The sequence below is a fragment of the Paenibacillus sp. BSR1-1 genome, assembly GCF_030403775.1.
GTDB lineage: Bacteria > Bacillota > Bacilli > Bacillales > Cytobacillaceae > Neobacillus.
In genome coordinates this window covers 1-21,404 of record NZ_JAQMWQ010000016.1, presented here as the reverse complement: position 1 = coordinate 21,404, position 21,404 = coordinate 1, and the positions used below count along the sequence as shown (strand labels likewise).

Below are 21,404 nucleotides of genomic sequence, written 5' to 3'. Positions count from 1 at the left end.
AATCAGGTGAGAAGCGGGTGCTTCTTCTTTTCCCAAAAACTCGTATTCAATTTTTACCTTAGTAACTATAACATAAGCAAAGATGTAATGTCAAATGAACATTTCTTATGACAACGAAATTTATTTTAGCAAGAAATAAAAAATTATTCAATAGTTTTTTTCATAAAAAAAGGGAGGAAAAACCTCCCTTAAGAACCTTAACCTTTTTCCACTTCTGCTTTGATAGAAGCAAGGAAGTCTGCAAATGGCTTTGTTTCTGAGTTTTGCTCGCCATATTTACGGACGTTAACAGCATCGTTTTCAACTTCCTTGTCGCCGACAACGAGCATATATGGAATTTTTTGCATTTGAGCTTCGCGGATTTTGTAGCCGATTTTTTCATCACGGCCATCTAATTCAACGCGGAAACCTTCATTTTGAAGCTGCTCCTGAACCTTGCGGGCATAATCATAATGCGCGCCAGGTGAAACAGGGATAACCTGAACTTGAACAGGTGCGAGCCAAGTTGGGAAGGCTCCTTTGTATTCTTCAATTAAGAAGGCCACGAAACGTTCCATTGTGGACACGACACCGCGGTGAATAACAACCGGACGGTGTTGTTTGCCGTCCTCACCTACATAGTTTAAATCAAAGCGTTCTGGCAATAAGAAGTCTAATTGGACAGTTGAGAGTGTTTCGTCCTTACCTAATGCAGTCTTCACTTGAACATCAAGCTTAGGACCATAGAAAGCTGCTTCTCCCTCTGCCTCATAATAATCAAGTCCAAGGTCATCCATTGCTTCCTTCAGCATGCCCTGTGCCTTTTCCCACATGGCATCATCGTCAAAATACTTTTCAGTATCCTGCGGGTCACGGTAGGAAAGACGGAAGGAATATTCATTCAGATTAAAGTCCTTATAGACATCTAAAATCAGGTTTACAACCCGTTTGAATTCATCTTTAATTTGATCAGGACGAACAAAGATATGGGCATCGTTCAATGTCATTCCACGAACACGCTGCAATCCTGATAGGGCACCTGACATTTCGTAGCGGTGCATTGTACCAAGTTCAGCAACTCTGATCGGAAGCTCACGATAGCTGTGAATCGCATTTTTATAAACCATCATATGATGCGGACAGTTCATTGGACGTAATACCAACTGCTCGTTATCCATGTCCATTACTGGGAACATGTCTTCCTGGTAATGATCCCAGTGACCGGAAGTTTTATACAGATCAACACTGCCCATAACAGGAGTATATACATGGTCATACCCTAAGCGAGTTTCCTTATCAACAATATAGCGCTCCACAATACGGCGGATGGTTGCTCCTTTAGGAAGCCAAATCGGTAAGCCCTGACCAACCAATTGCGAATTAGTAAAAAGGCTCAATTCTTTACCAATTTTGCGGTGGTCACGCTCTTTTGCTTCTTCTAATAAGCGAAGGTGTTCCGCCAAATCTTCTTTCTTGAAAAAGGCAGTTCCATAAACACGCTGCAGCATTTTATTGTTGCTGTCGCCTCGCCAGTAAGCGCCGGCAATGCTTAATAGCTTAAATTCTTTAATTTTCCCAGTCGATGGAACATGGACACCACGGCAAAGATCTAAAAATTCACCTTGCTGATAAATAGTTACAGTTTCTTCATTTGGAATTGCTTCAATAAGCTCAAGCTTATATGGATCATCCATTTCTTTAAAAATCTGAACGGCTTCGGATCGGCTGACTTCCTTGCGGACAATTTCAATATTTTCATTGACGATTTTCGCCATTTCTTTTTCAATCTTTGGCAGATCTTCAGGTGTTAGTGATTCTTCTAAATCCATATCATAATAAAATCCACCTTCAATTACAGGACCAACACCAAGATTAACGTTTGGAAAAAGCCTCTTTACAGCCTGAGCCATTAAGTGTGCTGTACTGTGACGTAACACTTCTAAAGCATCTTTGGATTCTGGTGTAACAATTTCTATAGGACCATCCTCAAGGATTGGACGGCGAAGATCATACATTTCTCCGTTCCATTTACCCGCAATGGCCTTTTTCTTGAGGCCAGGGCTGATGGATGCGGCAATATCTTCCGTTGTTGTTCCTTTAGGGAACTCCTTTACTGCCCCATCAGGAAACGAAATTTTCACAACGTCTGACATAACAATTCCTCCATTCATTTTGAGCGCCATAATAGGTCGCTTTATAAAAATAAAAAAACCCGTCCCTGGAAAAGGGACGAGTTTAATAAACACGTGGTTCCACCCAATTTTTCATGTTAAATCCTTCCTTAACATGACTTTAGGATTGGGTAACGGTTGAAGCCGTCGGCGATTACTGACTTCAGGAGAATGAAGTGTTCACTGCCGAAGTTTAAAGGCGGTAAGTATTTTTCCGTGTTGGGAGACTTTCAGCCGTTGGACTCCCTCTCTAGAAACCGTAAAGAAATACTGTTATCCTCATCATTACATTTACTGTGGTATTTTGCTATGTAGGTTATTATAATGATTAATTTTTAAAAAATCAAGGTACATAAAACTAAATATTGACAAAATTTTATTTTCCTATGCATGATTTTCTGAAGAATTTGTATCTGATGCCCATTTTTTTGTTCCCCTGAGAGCATCATACGAATGAATCGACACTCTTTCTTCAAAAATGTTTTTAATGGTTCTAACCAATGGCTCATCAGCGTTTTTTGTATAAATAAAAATAGAGTTCGGTGCAATGGATAGAAGCGGTGCGATTGAAGCAGAATCCACATAAACTGGGTGATTAAAAAGTAATTTCCGATCAATCAATCTTGTTAATTCTCCCCTTTTCATTTCAACCAATTGCTCATTGTAAAAAGTGATTTCCTCATCAAACAAAATGTGCAGTACATCCATTTTCGGTTCCCGGTTCGCTAAAAAATCCCTGAGCATTTGGACAAACATTTGATACTCCTGCTCCATTTTGTATTCGTCAATTGAAATCTCTACATAGCTTTCGAGCAGCTGGAGATAGGGGCGCAAGCGAAATTTCAGCAATGAATCAAATGAAAATGAGACATTGTCCTGAAAAATTTGCTCAATCGCTTCTTTAATTTTCGGTTCCTCACTCGTTTCCTTCAATAAACCTTTAAAGTCTTCTCTTTGATCTTCTAGTATGGAATAGATAATCTCTAAAATTTGCTGCTGTTCTTCTTGATCCTCGTAATAATATTGATTCTTCAAAATATCACAAAACCAATCATCCCTCTTAATAACGGTAATAAACTCATAAAATGCATTTTTGATTGTTTCAAAAACGTTATCGATAAAAGAGCCATTTAAAATTTTCACTATATGTCGATCTTCAAAAAGAAGAATATTTTCACATTCCAATTTATTTAAACACTTTTGTAAGTGGTTATAAAACCTCATTGCATCCATCTTACTTTGGAAAATGATTTCAACCAACCAAATCCCCCCTTTAACCAAATCTTTGTTTTAAATATATATGGGGGACTTGGCCAAAATAGAAGTTAGCGAATGGATGCATTTGTATTTTAGATAAAAAAAAGGACTGCCCTTTTCTTAGGCAATCCCAAATTAAGATGATTAACGACGGTTCGGACCGTCCACAAGAACAGGTTCACTTAAAGAACGAATCCGCTCCATAATCCGGCGCGCCTTCATTTTTTCCTCTTCGCCGCGCTGACTATAGGTCAAATGGTGTTCCAGCCCGGCAAAATCAAAGTTTGAAGTAAAAAAGGTCGGCAGGCTTTCCAGCATCCGGAACTGTAAAATCGGCCCCAATACTTCATCCCTCGTCCAACTGGATACTGCTTCTGCACCAATATCATCCATCATAAGGATAGGTTCTTTTTTTAGCGCTTCGATTTTTTCATTTAAGGTGGAATCGGCAATGGAACTTTTCATTTCCCTTAGCAATTCTGGCACATAAACAACCATCGAAGAAATCTGTTTCTTTGCAAGTTCATTGGCAATGGCTCCTAACAAATAGGATTTTCCTACGCCAAATTTGCCGTGAAAATATAATCCCTTTTGTTTCTTGCCCTTTTCATAGTTCATTAAAAAAGTGGCTGCTTTATCTACGGCATCCAGCCTGCCCGAATCTCCTTCAAAATCCTCGAAGGATGCTTCCAATATATCCCGTGGGACATACAAGCTTTTGATGAGCTGTTCGTTTTTCCGTTTTTCATCTGCGATTACTTTTCTCTGGCATCGTTTATAAACAACATCAATGGAGCCCCGATTGATCACTAGTTCGGGGTGATAACCCTGCATCATATTGACACATCCATCAAGACTTGGACATTTATTACATCCAATGCTTTGTTTGGTGAATTCAAATAATTTTATCAGGCCCTTATTAATCATGTCATGCGTCACTTCATCTTGATGCTCCATTAAAAAGGCTCTTACACCAGGATTTTGGAGCACCTCTTGGCGCTGCTCTTCAAACCGTTTTTGAAAGTTTTCATTTCCCGAGAGCCGCTGCAATGTTTTATTAATTCTCTCCATCCTTCGTCACCCCCTATTTTCGAAAAGCCTTTAATTTCTCTTCGATGGCGCGTTTTTTGGCCTCATCTTCAGAAATATTTGCTTGTGAATGGTCTTTAGCAGTATGATTAGAACTTTCGTCAAACCAATCTGGAATAAGTTCTGTCCGGATTGGCTTTTTGTTTGTTGTCCCTTTTCCACCGGTTTTTTTATTTTCCGTCCAGCCAAGATAGGTTCGATGTTCTTTCTTCGCCAGGTCCATTGCCTCTTTAACGGTCTTCATCTGCAATCTTGCCCAGTGACTGGCAAGTTTTTCTACATAGCCTTTTGTCAGCTTCATATCGGTTTTAAGCATGACAAAATGAATGAGGACATTAATCACGCCAGGTAGAAGCTTTTGTTTAAACATAACCTCTTCAATAATTTGGATATCCGATTTTGAAGGCTCTGCTCCCCCTGAAAGATCTATTAAAAATTGCAAAGGAGAGGTCGTTTCCAAATAGCGAATCAGTTGTTCTTCTTGTGTTTTCGGCTCGGTTATTTGAACCTGATGAATAGCCGGCTGAATCCGTTCAACCAGGTTGGGCAGTTGATCATGATTAACATATTGGTACCAATCGCGTGCGCCCTTTCTTAATTCTTCAATATCAATTTCATTGGATTCATTTAAGGCACTGAAAATAATATTTTTCATTTGCAGCGGGTCAATTGTGTATAGGAAAGCCAAATTGCTAATAACCTCTTTTACTTTAGGAGTTAAGGCCTTCTTTGGTACTAACGATTCATTTAAACCAGCCATCAGCAAATCAAAATCGAAGGTACCAACTTCAATTTGAATTCCTCTTTGATCATTACGGCCAATAAATTGCTGATTTTCTTCCGCTTCCAAATCTTTTGAAGTATCCTGTAAATACTGCATACTTCCTGGTGTGGCTGAAGCAAACACATCTTGAAAAGCTTTCGTTACATCCTGGAATTCTTCTCCATTTGGTTTTTTCTGATCCGAAAAAAAGCGTTTAAGCCGGTTAAAATGTTTTTTTCCTATTTTTCGATAAAGATAAATATTTAACATTCCATCTAAAAAGAATTGTTCAGGATTTAAGGGAGGGTGAAGTTCATAAATGAAGGATCTCTCACCTTCATCATTCTTCACATATGTCTTTAATAAACCAATACCCTCAAGCTTTAAGCGTGCTTCATAGATATCCTTTAAATTCATCCCTAACAGGTTCATTAAGAGATGATGTGTAGAGTGCTCCGACCACAGTCTATTTTCTTCTAGCTCCGACCAAAGTGTCATATAGAGGCTAAAACAGACTGATCCAATTAAGGGCTGATATAAAAACGTCAGCACTTTTCGGTCATACTCATGCAAGATCCCATTTGCCGCTACCCGGTAACGGTCGATTGGAAGAATTTCCTGCCAATGCTGCGCCATACCTATTCAACTCTCCCTTCAATTTAAAAAGAGAGCGATAGCTCCCTTAAGATTTTTCTTTATTGATTAGTTCCTTCAATTCTTCAATAAAAACATTTATATCCTTAAACTGCCGGTAAACCGAAGCAAAGCGGACATAGGCTACTTCGTCAACATGCGCCAATCTGTCCATGACCATTTCGCCGATTGCTTCACTTTTGATTTCTGAAACACCCTGGCTGCGAAGTGCCTTTTCCACTCCATGTGTAATATCCTCTAATTCCTTTAGGGCAACCGGACGTTTTTCACATGCTTTTATCAATCCGCGAAGTATTTTATCACGGCTAAATTCTTCCCTTGTGCCTTCCTTCTTCACGACAATTAAAGGAATTTCTTCGATTTTTTCAAAAGTGGTAAAGCGATAGCCGCATTCTTCGCATTCTCTTCGACGTCTTGTCGCACGTCCCTCATCAACAGGCCGAGAATCAAGCACACGAGTTCCATAATTTTGACATGAAGGGCATTTCATTTGCTAATCAACTCCAACTCTACACAATAAATCCGTTCAACATCCTTACTATTATCTTATAAAAAAGAATACCTTTTCACAAGTAGAAGTATTAAGAGTTTTTTATAGTCGTATGTAATTGATTCAACCGCTGGTAATAAGAGTCGATTCGCTTTTTCAAGTCTGGATAGATGCCCAGCAAGGAGAATTTCTCAGATGAAATATTAAAATCAACAGCTGTGTGCATTGGTTTTACCGAAACGATTGTCGCAATAAGGAAGCAGGAAAATGGTTTATTGATTTCAACGGCAATTTCTCCATGTTCTTTTGAAACGGTCGTTATCCGGCAATCAGCGTCTTCACGAAACATTTTTTCTGCTGATTCAAATAATTGATTAAAAGTAGCTTTATAATAATGAGTTTTCAGTGAAGCATCAGAGTTCCCTTCTGATGTTTCAATTTCTCTTTTAAATCGAGTAAATAAATTGGCCATAAAAACCCCCTGCAAATTGCACTTTTATTATAGTGTACAACATTACACCCAAAATATAAAAAGAGGTGTACTGAATACACCTCTAACATTTTTTGTTTTATTTAAATTTTAAAGAATTCTTGCTTGTTTAACTTGAACAGGGCCCATTCCGCGTGGAATTTCAATGTTCTCGCGTGTTTCGGCATTTAGCGCCTCAGCAATATAATCCGCTGCAATATTTGGATTTAAATCACCGCAAGTATATACATCAATGCTTGCATAGCCGTGCTCAGGGAAGCTGTGAATGGTTAGATGTGATTCAGAAATAATGACTACCCCGCTGACACCCTGTGGAGCGAATTTATGAAAAGCTACTTCACGAATTTCTGCACCTGACTTAAGAGCCGCTTCTACAAAGGTTTGTTCAATAAAATCAATATTATTTAGTTTTTCAAAGTCGCATCCCCATAATTCAGAGATTACGTGACGTCCCATTGTTTCCATATTCAATTCCCCCTCTAACCTTTTTCAGATCCGTTCTTGAAATTCTGTTATTGACGGTACAGAACAATTACCACGGGGGAAAGTTAGTCCAGAGAGGTCCTAACCCTTTAAGTAATTATTCACTCCCAATTTCAAGAAGTTCACGATGACTAGTATACTTTGTTTATATTTTTTTTGCAACCTATCAAAATGAAATTTTTGCAAGTATTAAATAATTCCCATGTAATGATATTCAAATTAGTCAAAATGGCAACAAAAAAAGCTGTCAGTCGACAGCTTTTTTACCCAACCTTAACCTTTGATATATTGGCAATTTCCTCTGCCACGTATAGTGTAAGATCGATTACGCGTGAAGAATAACCCCATTCATTATCATACCAAGCTAGTACTTTTACTTTTCTTGTTCCCATTACCATGGTGGAAAGACCATCTATGATAGCGGAATGTTCGTTTGTATTAAAATCCACGGATACTAGTGGTTCCATTGTCAAATCTAAAATGCCTTTTAATGCACCATCAGCTGCTTCAGTAAACGCTCTATTAATATCATCAACAGTTACATCTTGTTTCAAATCAACCACTAAGTCCACTAATGATACATTTGGTGTCGGAACTCTTAGTGCCATTCCATGCAATTTTCCCTTTAACTGAGGCAGTACTAGGGATAAAGCCTTAGCAGCTCCCGTTGTTGTTGGAATGATAGATTGTCCGCATCCACGGGCTCTTCTTAAATCTTTATGCGGGTTATCAATATTATTTTGATCATTTGTATAAGCATGAATGGTTGTCATCAAACCGCTTTCAATTCCAAATTTATCATCTAATACCTTTGCAACAGGTGCAAGGCAGTTTGTTGTACAAGACGCATTTGAAATAATATCATGCTGTGTGATGTCGAGCATTTCATCATTTACACCCATAACGATTGTTACATCCTCATTTTTACCTGGTGCTGTTAAGATTACTTTTTTTGCTCCTGCTTCTAGATGAAGCGCAGCCTTTTCTCTATCATTAAATTTCCCTGTAGCTTCAATAACAATATCAATCCCTAGTTCTCTCCAAGGAAGTTCTTCAGGATTACGGTTGCTTAGCAACTTAATTCTTTTTCCATTTACAATTAATTCATTATCTAATGAAATGACTTCTCCTTGGAAAGGTCCATGGTTCGTATCATATTTCAATAAATGAGCTAACGTTTCGGCTGGATAGCTTGCATTGATTGCTACAATATCAAGTTTATTTTCAAGAATCGCTTTTCTAAAAACCATCCTTCCGATTCTCCCAAATCCATTAATTGCTACTCTTGCCTTCATTGTATGACCCCTTCCACATTAATGTTATACTTTTTATATCTCTTGATGTAATTAGTATAACATATTTAAACTTAATTGTGATGAATAAAAAGCGGATTTTTTAATGTTTTATTATTCTGACTTTTCAACCCAAGGGTGAGGTAAACTTTGCTGTTGATTTCCGCTCCAGGCGCTTCGCTTTCCGCGGGCGGTTCGGGGAGCCTCCTCGGCGCTAAAGCGCCTGTGGGGTCTCCCCTGCTCCGTACTCCCGCAGGAGTCTCGCGCCTTCCGCTCCAATCAACAGTGTTTTAATATCAACAATGCTTTTTAATACAGTCTAGCTCAAAAAAAAAATAAGAAGGATTGGCTCCTTCTTAATCTATTTCTGATTGATTCCCCAGCTTGTTAATATTTCAATGAGCTGTTTTTTTGAATCTGCAATTGATCCATTATTGTCAATTACGGCATCGGCTAATTTGACTTTGTCAGAGAGTGGCATTTGCGAATGGATTCTTGCTTCCGCATCCTCTATTGAAAGATTATTTCGCTCGATTAATCGCTTTAATTGAGTTTGTTTGTCTACATAGACGAGGATGGTTTTCTCCACCAAATAAGTTTGCTTGCTTTCAAATAATAATGGAATATCTAGAACCACAACTTGTTCCTTACGAATTTTAGCATCTTCAACTTTTGCGTTCATTCTTTTCCGTACTTCCGGATGAACAATTTGATTTAATTGATTTCTTTTTTCAGCTTGGTGAAAAATAATCGAGCCTAATTTCGGCCTATCGATTTCACCATCCTCAAGCAAAACCTCCTTACCAAATTCTTCAACAATTTGATTGTAAGCAGATTCTCCCTTCATGACGGCAAGGCGTGCTTCAACGTCTGCATCGACAACTGTAATATCCATTTCCTTAAACATATTTGATACGGTACTTTTTCCACTGGCAATTCCGCCTGTTAAACCGATAATTAGTGACATGCTCTTTTCCTTTCTCGATTCTTATAATTTCCATATTCCAATTATAATTAATAAGATACCAGGAATGAATGTAAACTTTTGAATCCATTCAAATTTATGAAAAAAGGTTCCGCTTTTTATCCCAAATAGAACAAAGAGGGAACTCATTGTTGCTACGGTAAAGGATAAAATTAACGGAGAGAAACCAAGCATCGCAGCCCCAATGCCTGCTCCAAAAGAGTCAAGTGACAGGGCTAAACCAAGCATTAACGCTTCTATTCCCGTAATGGTACCGGACTGGTCAAAGTCGGCTGACATTGGTTTTTTCAAAATATTAATGGCTATTCCTAGTGAGCGTATTTCAAAATTCACTATAGTTTTTTCATGTTTAAGGACTTCTTTTTCTTTCTCAGGCCGGAAAAATTGATAGAGCACCCCAGCGCCAAGAGCAATCAGAATGAAGCCTCCCAGGCTTGCGGTGATCTTCGGGGACAAAACCCTTTCAAGACCATGTCCGATTGTTATGGCAATTAATAAAGAAACCGCCGAACATGTTGCAATAATAAGAATTGATTTTAACGGCATTACCATTTTCCTCAGTCCATAGGTAAAACCTACACTAAAGCTGTCAAGGCTAAGGGCAAATGCCAGAATAAGAAGTGAGAACAACTGAACCATGACGTCTAGGACTCCTTCCTCCAAAATCACTAAGATAGTATATGGCAGGAGCCTATCCGATGTTATTCAATTATCCTCCACTCTTACAAACTTAAAGTTTTTGACAGCTTGGGCAATAGTGGGTGCCTCTGCCGCCTACCGTTGTTTTTTCCAGGGGTGTCCCGCATCGTTTACATTCTTCGCCCTTTCGTCCGTATGCATATAATTCGAGCTGAAACATACCGATTTCACCTTGAGAATTCACATACGATCGAATGGTGCTGCCGCCCTTTTTGACGGCCTCACTTAAGGTCGCAACAATTTCACGGTGCAGAATGGATATTTCATTCTTGTTTAGCGTGCTGGCAATCCTCTCAGGATGGATCCCTGAACGAAAAAGGGCTTCATCGACATAGATATTTCCAAGGCCAACAAAGAGCTTCTGATCTAATAAAGCCGGTTTTATTTTACGATTCGTTTTTTTCAATTTCTCAGCTAAATACTCTTCTGTAAACTCCTTGGAAAAGGGTTCAGGACCCAGTTCAATTAACGGCGGCTTGAGAAATTCCTCGCCTTTTTTATAAAGATGCATCGTTCCAAATTTGCGAACATCACGGTACCTTAATTCCGTTCCATCTGTAAAATGAAAAATGACATGTGTATGCTTATCAAATGGCTCTTCTTTAGAGTGCAGACCATATTTACCTTCCATCCGCAAATGGGATACCATGGCGAATTGGTTCGTATACAGAATTAAAAATTTCCCTCGTCTGCCGACATCCAGAATCGTCTCACCTTTTAGAGCATCGGTAAACTGCTCCACTTCGACAGGATTCTTTATGATTTTGGGCCAGAAAACTGAAATGCTTTCGATTGTTTTATGGAGTACTAGTTTTTTTAAGGTTTTCCTGACTGTTTCTACTTCTGGAAGCTCTGGCACTTCGTTTGGCCCCCTTTTTATTTCGCGTCAAACCAAGTCGAACCATAAGCATAATCGACTTTTAATGGTACTTTTAATTCGAGCGCATTTTCCATAACTAGCGGCACTAAGCTTTTTAGGATTTCTATTTCCTCCTCAGGCGCTTCAAAAATTAATTCATCGTGTACCTGAAGTAATAGACGGGTTTTTAAGCCTTTATCCTTTAAGGCTTCAGCCATATCAATCATTGCTTTTTTTATAATATCTGCAGCAGTTCCCTGGATTGGTGTATTCATCGCTGTTCTCTCTGCAAAACTTCTAAGATTAAAATTACGGGCTGTTATTTCAGGAAGGTATCTTCTTCTATGCAGCAACGTGGTAACATACCCCTTCTGTCTTGCTGAATGGATAATGTCATCCATGTATTCCTTCACACCGGGATAGGTCTCAAGGTAGCGCTCAATAAATTCTCCCGCTTCCTTCCTTGTGATTCCTAACGATTGAGACAAACCGTAGTCGCTTATTCCATAGACAATACCAAAATTCACTGCCTTTGCCTGCCGTCGCATATTTGAGGTGACCTCATCTTTGTCGACATGGAAGACCTCCATCGCTGTTTTAGTATGGATATCCAGATCTTCTTTAAATGCTTGTATCAGTTTTTCATCACCAGCAATATCTGCTAAAACGCGGAGCTCAATTTGTGAATAATCGGCCGCAAAAATAACCCAGCCCGGTTCAGACGGAACAAACGCCTGTCGAATCCTGCGGCCCTCCTCAAGTCGGATTGGAATATTTTGCAGATTAGGATCAATCGAGCTTAATCGACCAGTTGCCGTTAACGTTTGTTGATATCGTGTATGTACCTTTTCAGTTTTTGGATTAATAAATTTAAGCAGCCCTTCAATATAGGTGGACTGAAGCTTCCCTAATTGCCGGTAGAGCAAGATATGCTCAATAATTTCATGATCGCCTGCTAATTTTTCTAAGACATCTGCGGATGTAGAATGGCCCGTTTTCGTTTTCTTAAATGAATAGAGCCCTAGCTTTTCAAATAAAATTACACCTAGCTGTTTGGTTGAATTGATATTAAATTTTTCACCGGCTAATTCACAAATTTTCTCCTCAATATCAATTAACCGTTCATTTAGTTCCCTGCCCATCGTTTCAAGTCGTTCCCGCTCTACTTTGATACCGCAAGATTCCATATCCGCTAAAATAAGCGATAATGGCATTTCGAGCTCTGTGAACAATTCATACTGTTCATTGCTTCTTAATTCATCTTCCAATTTTTCTTTCAAATCGGACATGGCCAGGCTTTTGCGAACAAGATGTTCCGCAAGCTTGACAGCTTCCGGAACTTTACGTTTTGCCCCTTTCCCATAGAACGATTCATCTGATTGGATATTATGTAAGTCATATCGTTTCGCAATCGCGGCAAGATCCTCGATGTTTTCAGAAGGATTTATGATATAGGAAGCCATCAAAATATCAAAATCGGCTCCTTTTAAATGGATGTCATGCCTCCTTAATGAAACCTCGGAACGTTTGACATCATAAACCGTTTTTTTCTTGCTTTCATCCTCAGCCCAATTTTTAAAAGCTTCCGATTGCAGGGCTAGCTCCGTTGGCAAGTAAAAGTGTCCATTTTTATTAACGATGGAAAAACCTATTACATCTGCATAATGATAATTATCATCAAGCATTTCAACGTAAAAATAATTGTTGTCTGCAAAAATCTCTTGCGTTATTTCAGACGGGATATTGACTTCAACATCCTCCAGCTCCTTCTCCTCAGTTACGGTTGTATCCTCCCCAAGTTTATCCAAAAGGGAATTGAAACCTAATTCTTTAAAGAAAGGTACTAGTTTTTCACGAATAAGACCCTCGTAATGGATGCTTTCTAGGTCTACTTCAACCGGTGCTTGTCTTTCAATCGTCGCGAGTTCTTTGCTCATCAAGGCCTGGTCTTTAAATTCCTCGAGCTTTTCCTTCAATTTGTTCCCGCTGACTTGATCGATCGAGTTTAACAAATTTTCTAACGTTGTAAATTCCTTAAGCAGCTTTATCGCCGTCTTTTCTCCAACCCCTGGAACACCAGGAATATTATCGGAGGTATCACCCATTAATCCCTTCATATCAATAATTTGCTCTGGAGTCAGTCCATATTTTTCCCCAATGTGGTCCGGAGTGTATTCTTCAATATCGGTAATCCCTTTTCGTGTGATTCCAACCGTAGTTTGAGCAGAGGAAAGCTGCGTTAAATCCTTGTCCCCTGAAATAACCTTCACTTCATAGCCATCTTTTTCCGCTGACAACGAAAGCGTTCCAATTATATCGTCCGCCTCATAATTTTCCAGTTCATACCTCGAAATTCCATAGGCATCGAGCAATTCGCGAATAAACGGAAATTGCTCCGATAATTCAGGCGGGGTTTTTTGTCTTCCGCCTTTATATTCTCCAAAGGTTTTATGACGAAAGGTCGTTTTACCGGCATCAAAAGCAACAAGCATATGTGTAGGCTTTTCATCTTCGAGTATTTTCATAAGCATCATTGTAAAGCCGTATACCGCATTTGTGTGGATCCCCTTGTCATTATTAAGCAGCGGCAGTGCAAAAAAAGCACGATAGGCTATACTATTGCCGTCAATCAGCACAAGCTTTTTCTTTTCCAACAATTTCACCCTCTATTCTTTTTTAAGTTCAATGATAAATTCGCTTCCTTCACCAAGCTCACTTCTAACACTGATTTGACCATGATGAGCTTCGATTAAATGTTTTACAATAGCAAGTCCAAGACCCGTTCCGCCCGAATTTCTGCTCCTAGCACGGTCGACCCGATAAAAACGCTCAAAAATACGGGGAATTTCTTCTTTTTTAATTCCGACACCAGAGTCCTTCACATGTATCCGAACATTTTCACCATGCTCAAGCAGGATAACTTTTACCTCTCCCCCAGCCGGTGTGTATGTAATGGCATTGGCAATTAAATTGATAAATACCTGCTTTAGTCGGTCGACATCACCTTTTATGATTACTTGCTGCTGTTTACTTATAAGTTCCAGATGAATTCCCTTTGTTTGTGCCTTACCATTTAGAAGTGTAATAACTTCTTCCAATAAAGTATGTAAATCTAAATCCTGCATCGCTAATTGAAAGCCCTGCTGCTCAATTTTTGAAAGATCTAATAATTCCTGAATGAGCGTTTGCAGCCGGTCACTTTCTTTTAAAATAATAGAAAGGAAGGCTTCTAAAGTCTCTTTATTATTCATGGCTCCGTCGAGAAGTGTTTCCGCAAATCCTTTAATAGAAGTAACAGGAGTTTTTAATTCGTGGGAAACATTCGCCACAAAATCCTTCCGCATTTGCTCGAGTTTTTTCAGTTCGGTAATATCATGAAAAACGAGCAAAACCCCTTTCCAAACATTGTTGGTTCCAATGATCGGCACACCATATACGACAAAATATTTTCTTTCAATAAATAAAGGAATTAATATTTGTTTATTAACCTTTTTCTCAGTTCGAAATACTTCTGCAATTAAACCACTAATTTCTTCTTCTTCAATGACTTCATAGTAAAGTTTATTTAAGTAATCAGACGGGCTGACTTGGAAAATATCAATAAAGCCTTTATTGATTAAATTTATGTACCCGCGGCTATCAATGAAAACTAGACCGGCACCCATATTTTCAATCAATGCCTTCAAACGATCATGTTGCATTTCTTGTGTTTTCACAAGCTCTTGAAGGTTTTGAGCCAGCCTGTTTATCGATGAGCCCAGCATACCGGTTTCATCGAGCTGGTCGACCCTTGTTCTCGCCCGGTAATTTCCTTTTGTCAACTCAATGGCAACATTGGTCGCTTCGACAATGGGCTTCGTATACCTCGAAGTTATTTTTAATCCAAGAATGATGATGACAATTAAAGCAAGCCCCAGAAATAACGAAATGCTCCACAAGATGACTATTTTTGAGTGATCATCAAGTGAGTCTAATAAATAGTTTTTCAATAACTGACCAAGCAATAATCCTATACCAACTAATACAAAAATAATTAAGGTGATTAGAGCAATGATCATTCTGGTCCGAAATTTTATCATTCTCCTTTTGGCTCCTCCAGTTTATAGCCGAGGCCGCGAATGGTTTTAATATAGGCAGGCTTTTTGGTGTCTTCCTCAATTTTTTCCCTTAAATGTGAGATATGGACGTCCACGATTCTAGTATCGCCAGCAAAGTCATAATTCCAAACTGCGCTTAGTAATTGATCACGGGTTAATACTCGTCCCTTATTTTGAGCAAGATACAGAAGCAGTTCAAATTCTTTTAAGGTTAACTCAATGAGATTCTCTTTAAAATAGGCTTCATATTTTTCTGGATGAATCAATAAATTTCCAATCAAAATTTGTGATTCCTCTTTGCCGCTTTCTTCAGAAGTTTCTTGTTGAACCTGCGTTCTTCTTAAGATGGCCTTTACTCTTGCGATCACTTCTCTTGGGCTGAATGGTTTTACCATGTAATCATCTGCACCGAGCTCGAGGCCTATTATTTTATCGAGTTCATCATCTTTGGCAGTCAGCATTAAGATTGGCGTCATGATTTTTTCCTGGCGAAGCTGTTTACATACTTCCATCCCATCCATCTTTGGAAGCATTAAATCGAGAACGATAATATCTGGCGATTCAATTTCAGCTAATTGTTTTCCTTTTTCCCCATCCATCGCTGTAATAACTTCAAACCCAGCCTGCTCCAAATTATATTGAAGCAGGGTGACTATAGACTGTTCATCATCGACTACTAGTATTTTATTTTTCATCATATCCTCCGCCTACATAAGTTACCTTCATTATAATAATAAATTATGCGTATTATCTAGTTTTACGGGCTGAACTAAATTAGTATGGCTGAAGCAAAAAAAATCGTTAAAAACCTAGGTCCGGTCTTTGGTCAAAGATTTTAATTGTGATTATCTTTACAAAAACTTAACAAAGCCTAATTTATCTCTAAAGGAAAAATTAGGCTTCATTTAATTATTTTGTTATTGCTGAAAAGCTAATTTGACCCACTGGTCCCATAATCCTTTACGGTAAGATTTACATTGTACTTGATAGGAATCTTACTAAAAGTGTGATCCCAATCTTGTTTAACCTTCTCCCAAACTCGGGGATATTCAATTCTTAATCTGTTTCCAAACCCTGCTACATCAACCCTATAGTTTTGTTGGGTTTTGACTAATACATTTTTAACTAAACTCTCCACTTCTTTTTCAGTCGTTTTTTCCGCTTTTTTTAGAAATTCATTTTCAAAGGGTTTTCCTGAAGGAACCCAATGCTCGGCAATACTTCCTTCAGATTCGATCTTTACATCAAATGAAATGTTATTATTCACAATCCGAGGCTGAATTTTACTTTTCATTGATTTTATCTCGTAAATAATCGGCTGACTGGTCGCTTTATCAAAGCTTTTCACAACACCGCCTTTTCCTTTACCCGTTAGCCAAACTATTCCCTCTAATTCTTTTTCATTCAAAAACCCGAGCAGTTTTTTTGTCTTCCCTTTTATTACTGCCGCACCTGCAAATTTGACTTCTCCTTTCTCTGAGACCACAGTCTGTACAAGAAAGCTGGATCCAGAATGCAACTTACCCATTACTTTAGCCAATGATAAGGGAGGCAAAATCTTCGTGGTTCTTTCTTGACTTTTTGTAATCTGAAAAAGATGAAAGGCTGGAATAACGGAGGTTTCTTGCGATTCCAAAGTTTTTTTAGCGTTGTTCTTGGCGATAAGTATTTGACCACTTAACCTCATCTCTTGTTCTCTAAGAAAAAAATCCAAAATCTGTTGTAGATTCAAAGTACGTGTAAGATCCTCTCCAATAACAATCACTTTTGAATGTTGAGCAAATGCACGTTTATCAATTTTTAATATCATTTTTCGTAATACAGGAAGAATGGAATCCCCTGTTTCCGATACATTTTTGAAAGATTTTTGCTGCGGGGCACCTGTTTTTTTTCCACTCTCCGTTGTTTGGGAGGTGATTAATTGGTTTGTTATCGTAATCATAACCCTATTAGGATACCTTTCCTCATGCCCCTCAACTTCTTCACTTAAGTCTGCCTTTTTTTCTAAATCCAGTGCTGTACCTGCAACAAGACCCAACTCTTCAATTTCTTTACTACTCCAGCATCCAGTAAGCTGCAGCAGGAGCAGAAGGACTAGGGAACATTTAAGAAGCCAAAAAAAATTTCTTCGTTTCATGTTTTCCCACCCTTCACTTTCGAAATTAGCAATAATAGCAGCGGCAATACACCAAATAACACCAACGCAGCATTGCCAATTAAGTCGCCAAATTTAAAAAGGTCATTTATATTTTTGGGAATTAAAGCTATGACATAAATAATGAATAATAAACCATACATAAATGGATTCATCTTCATTTTAAAAATTTGGGACAAACCCAAGGAAGCGGCATAATACGTGATCGTAAAGGTGGAAAATATTTGCATAATCCATATAACTAGTAACAATGATTCAAAGCGTTCAAAAATCAACCCTTGGATTTCAAAGCTCCTTATGAGGTCAAGGGTGGGCCATGTTCTCAAAACCACTCCATCAATTGATAAAGCTCCGATGACCATAATAACGGTTATGATGTAAAAAATCATAGGAATAGCAATTCCAACAAGAATAACCTTGGTGGCTTTATTCGGTTTTTGCATAAATGCTGTAAGGAGCAGCATAATTTCCGGTCCTAAAAATGCTAGAACCGTTGTTTTAATACCTTTTAACACCGGAATTAGTCCTAAACCTAAGACGGGACGTACATTATCTATCTCAAAAATTTCGAATCCCATAAAGGTTACAAGCAAAAAGATAACTACTGTGATCGGAAAAATGATTTCAAACAGTCGCGCAATCGGGTTTATTCCGTCAAAAACTAAATAAAGTCCTACCCACATAAACGGCATTATGATGGCCCAAATCGGGGTGCCTTCCAGCAAAAAAAAACCTGTTACCTCAGCCAGCGCTCTAACTTCATAGGCTGCAAGGGTAAAAAAGTGGCCTACAATTAGCAAGCTGAGCAGGCCTCCTAACCATTTTCCCAGCAACACTTGACTGTATTGATATATGGTTTTTCCAGGAAATTGCTGGCTCAATTTGACCATGATTACACCTGCAATTATTGCGATCAAACCGCCAATGATAACTGACAACCAGACATCAGGTGTTTTCACCTTTTCTACAGAAGTACGTGGAAGGGTGAGGATTCCAGCAGCAAGAATATAATTGATTAGGACAATTACTGCTTGAGGCGTTGTAATACGGTCCTTATGACTTACTTTCATCGCTTGCTCATCCCCTTTTTTTAAAGTCAGCTACCCTTTACGATTGGAATCTCTTGTGTGCAGCATTTTCGGACGGCGTTTCATCATAAATAGAGGCATTCTTAAGATAAAATCTTTCCAGTCACTTATTCGATAAGGAACGGCTGGACTGACATATGGTACTCCAAAGCTTTTCAATTTCACCAAGTGACTGCAAAGAAGGAGGAAAAATAAAATAATTCCATACAACCCAAACACTGCAGCACAGAACATTGCCACAAAACGAAGAATTCTTAACGTGATCCCGGCACTATATTGTGGGATTGCAAAGGAGGAGATTGCGGTTATGGACACCACAATTACCATAATAGGACTAATAATCCCAGCTTGTACTGCTGCTTCCCCAATGATTAATCCGCCGACAATCCCCATTGCAGGCCCAATTGGTTTGGGCAGGCGGAGACCTGCTTCCCGTAATATTTCAATCGATATTTCCATAATTAGTGCCTCTATCAACGCTGGAAAAGGAACGCCTTCCCTTGATGAAATAATAGACAAAGCTAACTTGGTCGGTATTAATCCTGGATGAAACGAGATGAAAGCAATATACATCGAAGGTGCAAAAAGAGATAAAATGGCAGCTAAAAAGCGTAAGAGGCGGATTAGTGAGCCAGGAATCCAGCGTTCATAATAGTCCTCTGGTGATTGTAGCAGCATGCTAAAGGTAACTGGGACAATTAAAGCAAAAGGTGATCCATCTAATAAAATCGCGATTTTGCCTTCCATCAAAGCACTGAAAACCCTGTCTGGACGCTCCGTATTCTGTACCTGAGGAAATGGGCTGAGGTAATTATCCTCGATTAGCTGCTCCACATAGCCTGATTCCGGCAGATCATCGATATTAATTGTCTTAATTCTTTCTTTAACCTCGTCCACCAATGCTGGGTCTGCAATGTCGTTTATAAAAGCAATAACAAGTTCTTTTTTAGATCTGGCACCAACTTGAATTTGTATAATAGATAAATTGTGATTACATCCATGCTGTCGTAAAATAGCTGTATTATCGCTTAACGTTTCTGTAAACCCAATCCTTGGGCCTCGAACCAAAGCCTCTGAAACAGGCTCTTCGATATTGCGCGCTTTCTCTTTTGTCGTGCCGAGAATGATGACTTCCTGTATGCCATCGACTAAAAGTGCTGTATTACCTGTTAATATTTTAGATACCGTATCATACAAATTATTAACTTCTGTTAAGTCACTAATAGTAAGAGCTTGATTAGTAATAAATTCTTTTAGACTTACTTCACGGTGTTCATGTCTTTCTGGAAAATTGGTCATAAGCGATTTTAAAATGTATTTGTTAATGAGCTCTTTGTCTGTTAACCCATAAAGGAAAATAATGGACGCTCGAATTCCTGTGTTTCCTAAAAAAAACTCACGAAACCCCACGTCAGAGTTATGACCGAGTTCTTTCCTGACTTGGTCTAAATCAATAGTGATATTACCTGTAAACGGAACTTTAGCAGTCTCGGGCTGCTTTTCAATTTGACTGGTCTGTTGTTGTTGTTGCTGGGACAGCTTTATCTCGATCTTCCGTCGTTTCAATTACATACCTCTCCTTAGAAGAACTTATCCATCTAAATAATCGTGAAATTGTAAATGGGATAAGGAAGGTAATGAAGGCTTGGATAAAAACTTCCCAGTCAGGAAGATAATCGACTACAGCTTTCCACATACTCACCATTTCCTTCCATGATTTATTTTTATCTTTCCTATTATTTGAGAAAATAATCCAAGTAGAATAGTTAACAAAATAGTCGTTTTTGTCGCTCGGCCGCAGATATATTTCTTTGTAAAATTAAGGTTGAAACTAAAAGGAAGTGGATAATGGCTTTTAAACCTCGCATTGAATCAAAGGAGTTAAAAATATTAAGAATTTTAAACACACGAATGGAATTAACCGCAGATGAAAAAAAGCACTATTTCAACCTTAAGAAAGGCTATGAAGGGGAAGTTCAGTTTGATTTATTAACAGAGCAGCTCCAGAATAAATGCTATATTTTAAATGATTTGCTGCTTAAGGCAGGTAATACTAGTTTCCAAAATGATACAGTGATTCTTTTTCAAGAAACGATCCATCTATTTGAGGTTAAAAATTATGAATACGATCTTATTTTCAAAACTAACAGGTTGGAATCATTTTCTGGGAAGGAATATCAGAATCCATTGGATCAGCTGAATAGGAATACTTTACTGCTCCGTCAATTACTCCAAAATATGGGATATAATATCCCTATTAAGGGCTACGTTATATTTATCAACCCCGAGTTCACCTTATATCAATCACCTCCTAACGAGCCTATTATTCATCCAACACAATTAAAAAAGTTCATGAAAAAATTAAATTCCCAGCCGTCAAAACTATCTAATAAGCATAAATTGCTGGCTGAGAAGCTGGTTTCTTTACATCAGGTTGAATCCACGTATACAGTGCTGCCCACTTATTCTTTTGAAAGAATGCGAAAGGGGCTTACTTGTGAAATCTGCAATTCATTTGAGGTTTCAATTTCAGTTTCAGGCGGGAAAATGTCCTGTAATGATTGTGGATCCGAGGAAGAGGTTGAATCTGCGATTTTACGGTGTGTCGAGGAAATAAAACTTTTGTTTCCGGATAAGAAAATTACAACTAATTGTGTTTTTGAGTGGTGTGGAGGAGCAGTTTCAAAGAAGAAAATAAATAGGCTATTGACTAAGAAGTTTAAGAGGATGGGGCAAGGTAAGTATTCTTACTATGTAAGTGAATAATTAATTTCCTGTTATGGTCTATTAGAAGATTCATGAGGACAATTTTGGCTTTTGCATGATGGATTTTGTCCTCATGAAGGCTTGATG

19 protein-coding genes and 2 other annotated features (1 of these 21 running past the window's edge) are annotated in these 21,404 nt (G+C 38.5%); of the genes, 1 reads left to right on the top strand and 18 read right to left on the bottom strand.

Features of this window, described 5'->3' with window-relative positions; all coding sequences use genetic code 11:
* Nucleotides 1–35, bottom strand: a sequence feature (ribosomal protein L20 leader region) (it extends 100 nt beyond the left edge of the window).
* A 162-nt stretch (nucleotides 36–197) separates the two neighbouring features.
* The 18 genes from thrS to PH210_RS19710 all read right to left on the bottom strand — a co-directional run bounded on the left by thrS (nucleotide 198) and on the right by PH210_RS19710 (nucleotide 20,247).
* Nucleotides 198–2,132: a threonine--tRNA ligase gene (gene thrS / locus PH210_RS19795; protein ID WP_289987910.1), complete on the bottom strand. Its 1,935-nt coding sequence runs from the start codon at nucleotides 2,130–2,132 to the stop codon at nucleotides 198–200.
* Nucleotides 2,133–2,201: 69 nt separating this feature from the next.
* Nucleotides 2,202–2,445: a binding site (T-box leader), on the bottom strand.
* A gap of 89 nt (nucleotides 2,446–2,534) precedes the next feature.
* On the bottom strand, nucleotides 2,535–3,410 hold the full coding sequence (gene ytxC, locus PH210_RS19790; protein ID WP_289987909.1) for a putative sporulation protein YtxC: 876 nt from the start codon (nucleotides 3,408–3,410) through the stop codon (nucleotides 2,535–2,537).
* Between the two features lie 141 nt (nucleotides 3,411–3,551).
* The gene (dnaI, locus tag PH210_RS19785; RefSeq protein WP_289987908.1) at nucleotides 3,552–4,478 is read right to left on the bottom strand and encodes a primosomal protein DnaI; all 927 of its coding nucleotides are present in this window, start codon (nucleotides 4,476–4,478) and stop codon (nucleotides 3,552–3,554) included.
* 13 nt (nucleotides 4,479–4,491) lie between these two features.
* Nucleotides 4,492–5,895: a replication initiation and membrane attachment family protein gene (locus tag PH210_RS19780; protein WP_289987907.1), complete on the bottom strand. Its 1,404-nt coding sequence runs from the start codon at nucleotides 5,893–5,895 to the stop codon at nucleotides 4,492–4,494.
* 46 nt (nucleotides 5,896–5,941) lie between these two features.
* Nucleotides 5,942–6,403 (bottom strand): transcriptional regulator NrdR, encoded by a 462-nt coding sequence (gene nrdR, locus PH210_RS19775; RefSeq protein WP_223591044.1) that lies wholly within the window; start codon nucleotides 6,401–6,403, stop codon nucleotides 5,942–5,944.
* Between the two features lie 91 nt (nucleotides 6,404–6,494).
* A complete protein-coding gene (locus PH210_RS19770) occupies nucleotides 6,495–6,875 on the bottom strand; it encodes a hypothetical protein (protein WP_289987906.1) in 381 nt (126 codons plus the stop codon).
* Nucleotides 6,876–6,983: 108 nt separating this feature from the next.
* Entirely contained in the window at nucleotides 6,984–7,358 is a 375-nt protein-coding gene (gene speD, locus PH210_RS19765) for an adenosylmethionine decarboxylase (RefSeq protein WP_223591041.1), read from the bottom strand.
* A 281-nt stretch (nucleotides 7,359–7,639) separates the two neighbouring features.
* The gene (locus tag PH210_RS19760) at nucleotides 7,640–8,671 is read right to left on the bottom strand and encodes a glyceraldehyde-3-phosphate dehydrogenase (protein WP_289987905.1); all 1,032 of its coding nucleotides are present in this window, start codon (nucleotides 8,669–8,671) and stop codon (nucleotides 7,640–7,642) included.
* A 358-nt stretch (nucleotides 8,672–9,029) separates the two neighbouring features.
* Entirely contained in the window at nucleotides 9,030–9,635 is a 606-nt protein-coding gene (gene coaE, locus PH210_RS19755) for a dephospho-CoA kinase (protein ID WP_289987904.1), read from the bottom strand.
* Nucleotides 9,636–9,656: 21 nt separating this feature from the next.
* Nucleotides 9,657–10,292: a sporulation membrane protein YtaF gene (gene ytaF / locus PH210_RS19750; protein WP_289987903.1), complete on the bottom strand. Its 636-nt coding sequence runs from the start codon at nucleotides 10,290–10,292 to the stop codon at nucleotides 9,657–9,659.
* 91 nt (nucleotides 10,293–10,383) lie between these two features.
* On the bottom strand, nucleotides 10,384–11,211 hold the full coding sequence (mutM, locus tag PH210_RS19745; protein ID WP_289987902.1) for a DNA-formamidopyrimidine glycosylase: 828 nt from the start codon (nucleotides 11,209–11,211) through the stop codon (nucleotides 10,384–10,386).
* A 17-nt stretch (nucleotides 11,212–11,228) separates the two neighbouring features.
* Nucleotides 11,229–13,865: a DNA polymerase I gene (gene polA, locus PH210_RS19740; protein ID WP_289987901.1), complete on the bottom strand. Its 2,637-nt coding sequence runs from the start codon at nucleotides 13,863–13,865 to the stop codon at nucleotides 11,229–11,231.
* A 12-nt stretch (nucleotides 13,866–13,877) separates the two neighbouring features.
* Nucleotides 13,878–15,290, bottom strand: a complete 1,413-nt coding sequence (gene pnpS / locus PH210_RS19735) for a two-component system histidine kinase PnpS (RefSeq protein WP_289987900.1) — start codon at nucleotides 15,288–15,290, stop codon at nucleotides 13,878–13,880.
* Nucleotides 15,287–16,003 carry a response regulator transcription factor gene (locus tag PH210_RS19730; protein WP_289987899.1) on the bottom strand — a complete coding sequence of 239 codons (717 nt, stop codon included), beginning with the start codon at nucleotides 16,001–16,003 and terminating at the stop codon, nucleotides 15,287–15,289. Before PH210_RS19730 ends, pnpS begins: the two co-directional genes overlap by 4 nt.
* Nucleotides 16,004–16,239: 236 nt before the next feature.
* On the bottom strand, nucleotides 16,240–17,445 hold the full coding sequence (locus PH210_RS19725; protein WP_289987898.1) for a Ger(x)C family spore germination protein: 1,206 nt from the start codon (nucleotides 17,443–17,445) through the stop codon (nucleotides 16,240–16,242).
* Nucleotides 17,442–18,533 (bottom strand): GerAB/ArcD/ProY family transporter, encoded by a 1,092-nt coding sequence (locus PH210_RS19720; RefSeq protein WP_289987897.1) that lies wholly within the window; start codon nucleotides 18,531–18,533, stop codon nucleotides 17,442–17,444. The genes PH210_RS19725 and PH210_RS19720 overlap by 4 nt, the downstream gene beginning before the upstream one ends.
* A 30-nt stretch (nucleotides 18,534–18,563) precedes the next feature.
* Nucleotides 18,564–20,117 (bottom strand): spore germination protein, encoded by a 1,554-nt coding sequence (locus tag PH210_RS19715; protein WP_483312127.1) that lies wholly within the window; start codon nucleotides 20,115–20,117, stop codon nucleotides 18,564–18,566.
* A complete protein-coding gene (locus PH210_RS19710; protein WP_289988003.1) occupies nucleotides 20,053–20,247 on the bottom strand; it encodes a hypothetical protein in 195 nt (64 codons plus the stop codon). The genes PH210_RS19715 and PH210_RS19710 overlap by 65 nt, the downstream gene beginning before the upstream one ends.
* 152 nt (nucleotides 20,248–20,399) lie before the next feature.
* On the opposite strand from PH210_RS19710, the gene PH210_RS19705 reads away from it, so the two are divergent.
* A complete protein-coding gene (locus tag PH210_RS19705) occupies nucleotides 20,400–21,317 on the top strand; it encodes a nuclease-related domain-containing protein (RefSeq protein WP_289987896.1) in 918 nt (305 codons plus the stop codon).
* Nucleotides 21,318–21,404: the final 87 nt, after the last annotated feature.

What these genes read in the sequence shown, in the direction of transcription:
- PH210_RS19710 (WP_289988003.1), bottom strand. Translation starts at nt 20,247, where the DNA reads ATGTGGAAAGCTGTAGTCGATTATCTTCCTGACTGGGAAGTTTTTATC.
- PH210_RS19780 (WP_289987907.1), bottom strand. Translation starts at nt 5,895, where the DNA reads ATGGCGCAGCATTGGCAGGAAATTCTTCCAATCGACCGTTACCGGGTA.
- speD (WP_223591041.1), bottom strand. Translation starts at nt 7,358, where the DNA reads ATGGAAACAATGGGACGTCACGTAATCTCTGAATTATGGGGATGCGAC.
- PH210_RS19730 (WP_289987899.1), bottom strand. Translation starts at nt 16,003, where the DNA reads ATGAAAAATAAAATACTAGTAGTCGATGATGAACAGTCTATAGTCACC.
- coaE (WP_289987904.1), bottom strand. Translation starts at nt 9,635, where the DNA reads ATGTCACTAATTATCGGTTTAACAGGCGGAATTGCCAGTGGAAAAAGT.
- nrdR (WP_223591044.1), bottom strand. Translation starts at nt 6,403, where the DNA reads ATGAAATGCCCTTCATGTCAAAATTATGGAACTCGTGTGCTTGATTCT.
- PH210_RS19720 (WP_289987897.1), bottom strand. Translation starts at nt 18,533, where the DNA reads ATGAAAGTAAGTCATAAGGACCGTATTACAACGCCTCAAGCAGTAATT.
- PH210_RS19770 (WP_289987906.1), bottom strand. Translation starts at nt 6,875, where the DNA reads ATGGCCAATTTATTTACTCGATTTAAAAGAGAAATTGAAACATCAGAA.
- PH210_RS19705 (WP_289987896.1), top strand. Translation starts at nt 20,400, where the DNA reads ATGGCTTTTAAACCTCGCATTGAATCAAAGGAGTTAAAAATATTAAGA.
- PH210_RS19760 (WP_289987905.1), bottom strand. Translation starts at nt 8,671, where the DNA reads ATGAAGGCAAGAGTAGCAATTAATGGATTTGGGAGAATCGGAAGGATG.
- thrS (WP_289987910.1), bottom strand. Translation starts at nt 2,132, where the DNA reads ATGTCAGACGTTGTGAAAATTTCGTTTCCTGATGGGGCAGTAAAGGAG.
- dnaI (WP_289987908.1), bottom strand. Translation starts at nt 4,478, where the DNA reads ATGGAGAGAATTAATAAAACATTGCAGCGGCTCTCGGGAAATGAAAAC.
- PH210_RS19725 (WP_289987898.1), bottom strand. Translation starts at nt 17,445, where the DNA reads ATGAAACGAAGAAATTTTTTTTGGCTTCTTAAATGTTCCCTAGTCCTT.
- pnpS (WP_289987900.1), bottom strand. Translation starts at nt 15,290, where the DNA reads ATGATAAAATTTCGGACCAGAATGATCATTGCTCTAATCACCTTAATT.
- ytaF (WP_289987903.1), bottom strand. Translation starts at nt 10,292, where the DNA reads ATGGTTCAGTTGTTCTCACTTCTTATTCTGGCATTTGCCCTTAGCCTT.